Below are 10,508 nucleotides of genomic sequence, written 5' to 3'. Positions count from 1 at the left end.
GTATAATAAACTAAAGTTAATTAAGTACTTTGGTAATTTCATTAAAATTATCTCGACATTTATCTAATAGTAAAATATTTTCCGGGGGTACTATTTATGAACAAAGAAAATGGAAATATTACTTTTCAAAAAAGTGTCGACCAATTTTTAATACAGCATCGGAGTATCCTTGACCTTATGACTAAATATCAAGAATCTAATGCCCGTGTAAACCGGGCAATTGCTAAAGCGGTTACCCAATGCGGTTGTATACAAATTAAAGCAAAGAAGCAGACCATTCCTTCTAGCGCAAAATTGATGGAAATGCATAAATTTATGGATACTCACATAGAAGGATCATTATGTGATAGTTGTAAAGAAATTATTGAAACAGAATTAGGTTCAAGTCTTTTTTATGCGACCGCAATATGCAATATATTAAATTTAGATTTAGATAAAATAATTAAAAAAGAAGACGAAAGAATTTCAACTTTAGGCATTTATAATCTTACTTAATTAGTTAGCCAATTATTTAATTAACCGATTAGCCAATTCACCAATTCACTAATGCTCCGATTGACCGATTAAATTGGCTACCAGTGTACCAGTCACCTGATCTTCCGGTCTACTTACTTAACTGTAATATCTGTTCTTTTCTCTTGTTCAGTCTACCTGCTTATCCTCACATAATATGCAATACTAATTTATTCTGAACCTGGCTCCTGACTACAGGCTTCTTTACGAAATGCAATTCACGAGATATGATTTCAGCTTCTTTCTTCCATTTCTTAACCAGATAACCAACTAATTAACCAACTCTAATTGTATGCCACACATACTAACGACATTTCACTATTCACTAACAACTAATTAATGGCAAGGTTTATAGCTTCTTGGACGGTCTTTGCTCCAATAATCTCGAGTCCTTTTTTTGATGAAAAATTGTTTAAGCCCTTTAAATTGCCCTTGGGAATAATACATCTTTTAAAACCCATTTTAAATACTTCCTGTATTCGTTTCTCTACCTGATTTACCATCCTTACTTCTCCGGCCAGCCCTACTTCTCCAAAAAAAACCGTAGCTTGATCGATCGGTACGTCCTTAAAGCTTGAAGCTATAGCCATAATAATAGCCAAATCTAATGCAGGTTCTAATACTTTTATCCCACCGGCAATATTGACATGGACATCTTGAGAATGCAAAGAATATCCCAATCGTTTTTCGAGAACTGCCAAAATAAGTAAAATCCGATTATAATCTACTCCCGTAGCCATTCTTCGAGGTATGCCCAGGTTACTATAACTCACTAAAGCTTGAATTTCTACCAATAATGGCCTGCTGCCTTCAAAGGTAGCTGCCACTACTGAACCGGAAACATGAGAAGGTTTTTCTGAAAGAAGTAATTCAGAAGGATTTAATACTTCTTCCAGGCCTTTCTCCCCCATTTTAAATATGCCTAATTCGTTGGTAGAACCAAATCGGTTTTTGGTGGAACGAAGTATTCGGTAAATATTGTATTGCTCGCCCTCCAGATAGAGAACGGTATCAACAATATGCTCAAGAACTTTAGGCCCTGCTAATATTCCTCCTTTGGTAACATGTCCGATAATAAAAATAGATATTTCTTTGCTCTTAGCTAAACGCGTTAATTGAGCAGTACACTCTCTTACTTGACTAATACTTCCGGGGGAGGAACTAATCTCGTAATCATTAATAGTCTGGATGGAATCTACAATAACTACTTTTGGTTTAATTTCAATTATATGTTTTTCTATAGTTTCTATATCAGTTTCAGATACTAAAAAAAGTTTTTCAGCAAGTACACCTAATCTTTCAGCCCTTATTTTAATCTGATAAAGTGACTCTTCTGCAGAAATATATAGTATTACTCCATAGTGACTACTCAAAGCATTGGCTATCTGTAAAAGAAGGGTAGATTTTCCTATACCCGGTTCTCCTCCAACTAAAATAAGGGAACCAGGAACAATCCCTCCACCTAATACTCTATCAAACTCCGAAATTTTTGTTTGATATCTCGATTTGCTTTCTTCTATCTTAATTTTACTAATAGGTAAAGGAATAGAATGTTCTTCGGGAAGAAGAGAATATTTTTTCTCTTCTTTAAATATTTCTTCCAGTAAAGTATTCCATGCTCCACAATCGGGGCAACGTCCTAACCACCTGGAAGATTCATAACCACATTGCTGGCAGCGAAAAATAGATCTTTCCTCTTTGCTCATTTTATTTCCTCTATCTTGATTAGTTTATTTTTTTCTTGGCAGAAAATATTATTTTCCCATCCTTTACCTTAATTAATATGCAGTCCCCTTCTTTAAACTCACCGGCTAACAATTTTTCAGAAATAGGATTTTCTATCAATTTTTCAATAGTCCGCCGTAAAGGTCGGGCTCCAAAATTAGAATCATAACCTTCTTTGGTCAGCAATTCATTAACTTTCTCGGTTGTTTTCAAATCAATCTTTCGCTCTTCTAATAATTTTCTTACTTCATTAGCTATTATTAGACTTGCAATTTTTTTAATTTCCTCCTTGGTAAGAGATTTAAAGACTATGACCTCATCAATTCGATTTAAAAATTCCGGTCTAAAAGTTTTATTTAACTCTCCCATTACACTATTTTTTATCTCTTTATAAGAGATCTCTTCGGGTTCATTGGTTCCCCGAAATCCCAAAGCGGCGTCTTTTTTAATCAAGGTAGCTCCAACATTAGAAGTCATAATAATAACTGTATTCTTAAAATCTACTAATCTTCCCTGGGAATCAGTTAGCCTGCCATCTTCAAATATTTGCAGTAATATATTAAAAACTTCGGGGTGTGCTTTCTCTATTTCGTCCAATAGAATTACCGAATAGGGTTTTCTTCTAACTTTCTCTGTTAATTGGCCTCCCTCCTCATACCCCACGTATCCGGGGGGAGCTCCAACCAAACGAGATACAGCAAATTTTTCCATGTATTCTGACATATCTAAACTGATCAGCGCATTTTCATCACCAAAAAGAAATTCCGCTAAAGATCGAGCTAATTCTGTTTTGCCGACACCAGTAGGCCCTAAAAAAATAAAAGAACCAATAGGACGCTTAGGGCTTTTCATTCCTGCTCGTGCTCTTCTTATAGCTTTAGAAATAGATATGATGGCTTCATCCTGTCCTACTATTCTTTTATGTAATTCTTCCTCCATTCTAAGTAGTTTTTGCGCCTCTTCCTCTTTAAGAGAAAATATTGGAATCCCGGTCCAGCTGGATACAATATCCGCAATATCTTCCTCTGTAACTTCTACTTTGCTAACCATTTTTCTAGTTTCCCATTTTTCTTTCATTTTTCGGAGTTCAGCTTCCGACTTTTTTTCCTTATCTCTTAATTGAGCTGCTTTTTCAAATTCTTGTAATTTTACTGCTGATTCCTTTTCCTTCCTTATTCTATTTAATTTCATTTCCGCTTCTTTCATGTCAGGCGGAGAAATAGTGTTTTGTAATTTAATTCTGGAAGCTGCTTCATCTACCAAATCAATAGCTTTGTCCGGTAAAAATCTACCCGATACATAACGAGCAGATAAATGTGCTGCTGCCTCTAATGCTTGATCGGTAATTTTTATGCTATGATGAGCTTCGTACTTGTCCTTAAGTCCTTGCAATATCATAACAGTCTCTTCTATCGAAGGTTCGGAGATATAAATTGGTTGAAATCTTCGCTCTAATGCGGCATCTTTTTCAATATATTTGCGGTATTCATCGGTAGTAGTTGCACCAATAACTTGAAGTTCTCCCCTTGCTAAAGCAGGTTTTAATATATTAGAAGCATCTATTGCTCCTTCAGCAGCTCCGGCTCCAACCAAGGTGTGTATTTCATCAATAAATAATATGACATCGTTTGATTCCTGAACCTCTTTAACAATTTTCTTTAATCTCTTCTCAAATTCACCTCGGTATTTAGTCCCGGCAACAATTAAAGCTAGGTCAAGGCAGATAATTCTTTTCTCTTTTAAAATCTCCGGAACATCATTATTGGTTATCTTCTGGGCTAAACCTTCTACAATAGCCGTTTTTCCAACACCAGCTTCCCCTATTATACAGGGGTTATTTTTCTTTCTTCTACTTAAAATTTGTATCACTCTTTCAATTTCTCTGCTCCTGCCAATAACCGGATCCAATTTATCCTCTCGTGCTAGATTAATCAAATCTCTTCCAAATTCATCTAAAGCAGGGGTTTTTGTTGATTTTTTTCCTGGAGCAGAGGAAATGCCCTGAGTCTCGTCTTCCATTAAAACTTTCATAATTTCAGAATATACATTATCCAGATTAATACCCAAGTCTGCTAATATTCTAACTGCTACCCCGTTTCCTTCCTTTATTAATCCTAACAAAATGTGTTCGGTGCCGATATAGTTATTTTTTAATTGACTTGCTTCTTGAGAAGCCAATTCTAAGATTTTTTTTGCGCGAGGAGTAAAGGCAATCTCGCCTACTTGCTGATACTCACCTTTTCCTATTAGCCGTTCCACTTCTTCTACTACTTTATCTATATTTGCTCCTAATTGTCTTAAAACCTGAGAGGCGACCCCTTCCTCTTCTTTTATTAAACCAATAAGAATATGTTCAGTCCCTATGTAATCATGATTCAACCTTATCGCTTCTTCTTGAGCTATCATGATAGCCCTTTTTGCTTTTTCGGTATATCTTTTAAACATTCTTAATGCACTTCCTTCTATTTTAGTCGATAATTTTAAATACCTTTTTTAGATAATTTATGAAAATAATCCAACTCGCTATAGCCCACACGGATTATTCCTTATTAATCTCTTCTCTAATTAATAGCGCTCTATGTAAATCTCGGTTTAGTGGATCTAAATCTTTACCAGCTAACATTTGTAAATAGGCTGGTTGTATCAATAACATTAATTTATTTAAAATCCCTAAATTAGGATGAGGAATTATCCCTAATCCTACTCCGAACCTTAATTTAGATAGCAACTCCATTGCTTCCGCCGAAGATATGACACGGGCGCTACTTAAGATACCATAAGCTCTATAAGTCTGATCTTCCAACTGATTTTTAGAATTTAATAAAAGCTCTTCCCTTGCTTTCTGTTCTTTATTTATTATCTGTTGATTTACCTTTTCCAAATTATCAATAATTTCTTCTTCTGCAAGACCAAGGGTGATTTGGTTGGAAACCTGGAATAAACTTCCCATTACTTCAGTGCCCTCGCCGTAAAATCCTCTCACTACGTAACCTATTTTAGAAATGGCTTTTAGTATATCATTGATACCGTTAACCATTACTAGAGCTGGCAAGTGTAACATTATCGAAGCTCTCATCCCGGTTCCCACATTAGTAGGACAAGAAGTTAAGTATCCTTCTTTTTCGCTAAAGGCATAAGTTAAATTTTTTTCAATTCCATCATCGATTTCATTAATAAGTGTCCAAATATTTTTTAACTGTAATCCTGAAAGTAAATATTGAATTCGAAAATGGTCTTCTTCATTGATCATGATACTCAGGGTCTCTTTTTGATTAAAAATGCATCCGCGGTAAGAGTGTTTTTCCTGAGCATGATAAATGCTAATTAAGTGTTTTTCCACTAAAAATTGATTTTCCAGGGGAGTTAATTCATCTAATAAAAGTAATTTAGAATTCTTGAAAAGAGAATCTTTTCCTACCATCTGCTGACTCAGCTCGAAGATTTTTTTTAACTGTGCTTTCTCTGCTCGCGGTGAGAAAGGAACTCCTTCTACATTTCGTGCCAATCTAATTCTCGAACTTATCACTATGTTCGATAAGGGACCTTGTCCGTTAACCCACTCGGCTGAAGATTCCTTTAGATTTTGTAGTATTATATTTTTACTCTTATTTTGCATTCTTTTTCTTTAGCGCTCCTTCAAGCTTTAATATCTCATCTCTTGTCTTTGCTGCCTTCTCGTATTCTTCCTTTAATACTAGTTCCTGCAATTCCTTCCTAAGTTGTTTGATTTTTCTAATTTTATTCAACCTATCCTTAGATTGCCGCGGTATCTTCCCCACATGTTCACTATTTCCGTGTAACCTTCTTAAAAGAGGAGTTAATTGTTCTCTAAAATCATAATAACATACGCTACAACCTAATTTCCCAGATTGTTTAAACTGATCATAGGTTAAATGGCAATTACTACACTCTATTTTTTTATCCGGAGTAACTCCTTCCTCTTGGTGATAAAGATCTATAGCATTTAATAATCCGGCTAATAAATCATTAATGCCAAACTGGGGAAGAGGAAATAGGGAAAATTTATCACCATACGCAGAAGCGCAATCTTTACATAAATGTATCTCTGTTTTTTGTCCTCCGGCGATTTTCACAAAGGATATGGTAGCTTCTTTTTTCTTGCATATTTGGCATAACATCTCTATTTATTTTTCCTCCCATATTCCAAATGATTACCCACTTATTTAAATCTGGTTAGATTATAGTTTATGATATAAATATTTGTCAATAAATCCAATATAGTATAAAGTCTATAGTATCATGTACCGAGTAAAGCAAATAAAAGAAAAATAGAAAAAGTTTACATGATTGTTTGCTTATTTTATAAATTTCAATATCAAGTCCATTACCTCGGCAACCATCTCCTGAGAAATATCATCGGAAGAGACAGATGAATCAAAGCAGGAGTTTACATGGTTTTCCAAAATTAATTTACTTGCCTGATTAAGAGCCGATTTAACCGCGGTCATTTGAATCATAATATCTGAACAGGGTCTTTCTTCAATAATCATTCCCTGAATACCTCTGATCTGACCTTCTATCCTTTTTAATCGACTTAATATTTTTATTTTTTCCAATTGATTAAAGAATGAATCATTCATAACAAGGACACTTTACCTATATTAATTTATACCCTGTGGGGGTATATAAATAATACCGCGAAACATCTTGATTGTCAAGAGATTCTCATATATCATAAGGACAATTTTATTTAAATATTCAGTCATTCAGTTTGCTAGTCTTTTTGCGTAATTAGTTAAACATTGATTTGGTAAACTAATATCTATATTGATTTTACTTAACCAAATAAATCACTTACCAGTTATCTTATTCTATATATCAGTATTTTTTCTTGATTTTGTCTTCTGATTACAGGTTTCTGCTTTTTTTTACGCGCTAAGAAACACAATATATAAACCACTATCTTGATTGGCTAACTAACTAGCAGCATGCTATAATAAAATATGAAAACTTCACCTATCAATTATAAAAAGTTCAATATTCCAAGTATAACTTTAATATAAGAAATAATGATAAATAATAATCTTGAAGAAAAAAAAGAAGAAATAAAATTTTTAGCGGATAGAATGCTGGGTAAATTAGCTAAATGGTTGCGTATCTTTGGTTACGATACCCTTTACCCTTCCTTTGATAATGATTTATCTCTCATCTTAATTGCACGACAAGAAAACAGAATATTACTCACTAGAGATGCTAATCTAATCAAAAGAAGAGACATCTGTGATTTCTTGTTTATAAAGGGTGATCAATGGGAAGAACAATTAGCGGGGATAATAAAGGGATTAAAATTAAAAATTGATCCATATTCAAAAATTTTTTCTCGTTGTTCTCTATGCAACACTCCCACTATAGATATCGATAAAAAAGAAGTAAAAGCTCATGTACCCTCTTATGTTTTTTTAACTCAAGACAAGTTTGTTTATTGCCCTTCCTGCAAAAAATATTACTGGAGGGGAACTCACTGGCAACGAATGCTAAGCAAAATTAAATTGATACAGGGGACGGTTCTCTGTATCAATAATACATTCAGCTAACAAATGAAAAAGAAATTAAAATGATACAGAGAACCGTCCCCTGTATCAATATCAGGGTAAAACTTCTATGCCGGGAAGCTGTTTTCCGCTTAAAAATTCCAAAGAAGCGCCTCCACCGGTAGAAATATGAGTCATTTTCTCTGCTAATCCTGCGTTTTCGAGTGCAGCAATAGAATCTCCACCACCAACGATAGTTACTGCTTTTCCCTGCATATCTGCCAATAGCTTGGCTATTCTATTGGTGCCTTTAGCATATTTTTTAATTTCAAATATTCCCACGGGACCATTCCAAAATACAGTCTTGGCCTTTTTAATCTCTTCTTCAAACATGGCAAGAGATTTATCTCCCAAGTCCACTCCTATTACATCCTTAGGTACATCCTTTACCTCTACCACCTTACTCTCTGATTTTTCTGAGGCTTCTTGGGCTACTTCTAAATCGACTGGTAAAAGTATTTTATTTCCCTGTTGTTCCGCTTTCGTTAACATTTTTTTAATAACTTCTAAGTCATAGTCTTCTAATAGCAAATTGCTTACCTTGTACCCCAAGGCAGCATAACAAGTATAACTCATTCCGCCAGCTATTAATATTTTATCAGCAATATTTAATAAGTTCTGAACAACATCTATTTTTCCGGACACCTTTGCCCCGCCTAATAGTACTACAAAAGGTCTATCTGGATTTTCTAATAAATCGCTCAATACTTCGATCTCTTTGGCCATTAAAAATCCTGCTCGAGAAGGTAATATCCTGGCCACACCAACTGTAGAAGCATGAGCTCGATGCGCTGTGCCAAAAGCATCATTCACAAAAAGATCGGCTAATTTAGCTAATTTTTTTGCAAATTGGTCATCATTTTTTTCTTCCTCCGGATGAAATCTTAAATTTTCCAATAAGATAATTTCACCATTTTTACTTTTTAAAACAACATTTTCTACTTCTTCTCCAATACAATCATTCAGTTTTATAATTTCCTTCTTCAACAATTTGCCCAATCTTTCAGCTACCGTGTTTAATCTTAATTTTTCAACAACTTTCCCCTTAGGACGACCCAAATGGCTCATCAACACTACTTTCGCCTGATGAGAAGTTAAATATTGAATAGTAGGAAGGGCTGCCTTTATTCTCGTATCGTCTGTAATCTCCAATTTTTCGTTTAGAGGAACATTAAAATCAACTCTGACTAAAACCCTTTTACCTTCCAATTGATCTTTATTCATATCTTGAATAGTCTTTTTTTGCATTTTGTGCAACCTCCAATACTATAAATTTAATAGTTATTATTTAATTCGATTGATTGCTGTAATTGAGTAAATTATACAACTAAACAATCCATTATTCAACGAAAAAATTTACCGAGTGTAATTTTTCGAAAATAGGGTAAAAAACACGCTTTTAGGAAATCTTGTTAACTAAAAATTGCCACCCAAAAAGCGGCAATTAGAATAGCAGGTAATAGATTTCCTACTTTAATCTTTTTTATCTCTAATAATCCAAAGCTTATTCCTAATATCAAAATTCCCCCCACCGCTGTCATCTCGTTTATCATCTCAGGGGAAAGAAAATCTTTAATTAATCGAGATAGCAGAGTAATTCCTCCCTGATATAAAAAAACCGGAATTACCGAAAACAGTACTCCTATTCCCATGGCAGCTGTAAAAGCAAGAGAGGTAACGCCATCCATCAGTGATTTAGCATAAAGTATGTCCGGATTACCGCTTAATCCCTCTTTGAGCGCCCCCATTATTGCCATAGATCCCACACAATATAACAGGCTGGCAGTAACAAATCCTTCTACAAATCTATCAGAAGGATTATTGCTTTTAAATTTTAACTTAACTCTTTCTCCAAATCTTTCCAAACCTTCTTCGATGCCCACGATCTCACCGATCACTCCCCCAATTACCAGGGAAAAGATTACTAATAAAATATTGTTAGTTTTGAGAGCCATCTGTGCACCAATTAATAGAGCAGCTAATCCCAAAGCTTGCATAACTATCTTTGCAATCTTTTCAGGAAACTTACTCTTCAAAATAAACCCCATTGAACAACCTAAAATAATAGCGATTACATTTACTATGGTCCCTTTCATGAATGTGTTTTCCTTTCTAATCTAACAAATGCAAGATAAGCCATATTAGAAAGTTTAAAGATAATATTTAATCTCTTACAGGCTTGCGAAAAAATGAAATTCCTATATAATTAGATTAATATCTTTATCCTCTAATAACATTCTCATTTGCAGATTTTTTGATAATTTACGATTTCCAATATTAATATCTGGTTATTTACTAAGATGTTTTTTTAAAAAAGGAGTAGAGAACTTTTTGGATGAATTAATTTTAGACAAAAAAAGATTTCTAAAAGGATTGGGTATTTCAATAATAATCGGCGCTATAAGCGTCTTCACTATTATTTTTATTACTACTAACCAGGATACCTGGATAAACTTATCTTATGTCAATAAAAAATACCTTTTCTTGAGTTTCATTCTAATGGTATTTGCAGCATTGATTGATACATTCAGAATAAAAATAACCGTAGAAGCAGTTAATGAAAAAATTTCTTTTATGGAAGCTTTAAAGGTATACTATATTAGTAACTTTGCCGGGGGCATCACTCCTTTCTTCTCCGCTACCCTACCAGCTCAAATATATTTATTCAATAAGAATATAAAAAATAAAATGACCCTAGGTAAAGCTACTATGGTTGCT

The 10,508-nt window shown here is 34.1% G+C and carries 10 protein-coding genes; 3 read left to right on the top strand and 7 right to left on the bottom strand.

The features are described 5' to 3' along the window. Positions 1–96: 96 nt before the first annotated feature. Positions 97–495: a DUF1573 domain-containing protein gene (locus ENO17_01780; protein HER23774.1), complete on the top strand. Its 399-nt coding sequence runs from the start codon at positions 97–99 to the stop codon at positions 493–495. A 350-nt stretch (positions 496–845) separates the two neighbouring features. On the opposite strand, the gene radA is transcribed toward ENO17_01780, so the two are convergent. From radA to ENO17_01755, 5 genes are all read right to left on the bottom strand, one after another. Beyond that, a complete protein-coding gene (gene radA / locus ENO17_01775; GenBank protein HER23773.1) occupies positions 846–2,219 on the bottom strand; it encodes a DNA repair protein RadA in 1,374 nt (457 codons plus the stop codon). Positions 2,220–2,238: 19 nt separating this feature from the next. Beyond that, positions 2,239–4,683, bottom strand: a complete 2,445-nt coding sequence (locus ENO17_01770; GenBank protein ID HER23772.1) for an ATP-dependent Clp protease ATP-binding subunit — start codon at positions 4,681–4,683, stop codon at positions 2,239–2,241. Between the two features lie 94 nt (positions 4,684–4,777). Beyond that, positions 4,778–5,854, bottom strand: coding sequence for a protein arginine kinase (locus ENO17_01765; protein HER23771.1), 1,077 nt, complete (start codon positions 5,852–5,854; stop codon positions 4,778–4,780). Next, positions 5,844–6,377, bottom strand: coding sequence for a hypothetical protein (locus ENO17_01760; GenBank protein HER23770.1), 534 nt, complete (start codon positions 6,375–6,377; stop codon positions 5,844–5,846). The genes ENO17_01765 and ENO17_01760 overlap by 11 nt, the downstream gene beginning before the upstream one ends. Before the next feature lie 177 nt (positions 6,378–6,554). Further along, positions 6,555–6,839, bottom strand: a complete 285-nt coding sequence (locus ENO17_01755) for a transcriptional regulator (protein HER23769.1) — start codon at positions 6,837–6,839, stop codon at positions 6,555–6,557. 429 nt (positions 6,840–7,268) lie between these two features. Here ENO17_01755 and ENO17_01750 point away from each other — a divergent pair, with 429 nt between their 5' ends. Next, positions 7,269–7,793 carry a hypothetical protein gene (locus ENO17_01750; protein ID HER23768.1) on the top strand — a complete coding sequence of 175 codons (525 nt, stop codon included), beginning with the start codon at positions 7,269–7,271 and terminating at the stop codon, positions 7,791–7,793. Between the two features lie 51 nt (positions 7,794–7,844). On the opposite strand, the gene ENO17_01745 is transcribed toward ENO17_01750, so the two are convergent. Beyond that, positions 7,845–9,038 (bottom strand): phosphoglycerate kinase, encoded by a 1,194-nt coding sequence (locus ENO17_01745; protein ID HER23767.1) that lies wholly within the window; start codon positions 9,036–9,038, stop codon positions 7,845–7,847. Positions 9,039–9,202: 164 nt separating this feature from the next. Then, a complete protein-coding gene (locus ENO17_01740; protein ID HER23766.1) occupies positions 9,203–9,886 on the bottom strand; it encodes a DUF554 domain-containing protein in 684 nt (227 codons plus the stop codon). Between the two features lie 235 nt (positions 9,887–10,121). Between ENO17_01740 and ENO17_01735 the strand changes: the two genes are divergently transcribed. Beyond that, positions 10,122–10,508 (top strand): hypothetical protein (locus tag ENO17_01735; GenBank protein ID HER23765.1); only part of this gene is annotated, 387 nt, incomplete at its 3' end.

The sequence above is a fragment of the Candidatus Atribacteria bacterium genome, assembly GCA_011056645.1.
GTDB lineage: Bacteria > Atribacterota > Phoenicimicrobiia > Phoenicimicrobiales > Phoenicimicrobiaceae > Sediminicultor > Sediminicultor quartus.
Note: the sequence above shows the minus strand (reverse complement) of the source record. Positions and strands in the feature narration are given on the sequence as shown.